At 65.7% G+C, this 446-nt stretch carries 1 protein-coding gene; it reads right to left on the bottom strand.

All coding sequences use genetic code 11. The features are described 5' to 3' along the window. A partial coding sequence (locus ACGF49_RS24865) for a type VI secretion protein IcmF/TssM N-terminal domain-containing protein (RefSeq protein ID WP_387493424.1) occupies positions 1 to 446 on the bottom strand: 446 nt, incomplete at both ends.

The following is a 446-nucleotide window of genomic DNA, read 5'->3' as shown; positions in this document are numbered from 1 at the left end:
GCCGCGCCCTGATAAAGCCCCATATCCGCCAGCAGCCCTTTCTGATGGTAATCCCCGTAGGCCAGGGTGGCTTCGCGGAGAGGATTGAGCAGGGGAAGCTGTAAATTGCCGTGACGGTCTTCGCCTTTGGGGGGCGGCACCGACAGGAAGGTTTTGGCCTGCGCCAGGACCTCGTCGCCGGCCCGGTAGTTCTGCTGATAGGCGGCGTGCCAGCCGGTCCACAGGGCCAGCACCACCCCGGCGCCCACGGCGGAGAAGGCCAGGAGTTGACGGCGGTTGCGGCTTAGCCACAGGCGGTTTTCCGCCGCCAGATTCGGTTCGGCCAGCAGGACCGTTTCAAACAGCGCGTGGGTGAAGTAGGGCACGGTGTCCGCCACCGGCCAGGTGGGAAAAGCCTGCGGCCCCAGGTGATACTGCGCCGCGGCAGACTGGGTAAACAGGTCATC

Source organism: Photorhabdus sp. RM96S, assembly GCF_042879335.1.
GTDB classification, from domain to species: domain Bacteria; phylum Pseudomonadota; class Gammaproteobacteria; order Enterobacterales; family Enterobacteriaceae; genus Photorhabdus; species Photorhabdus kayaii.
Note: the sequence above shows the minus strand (reverse complement) of the source record. Positions and strands in the feature narration are given on the sequence as shown.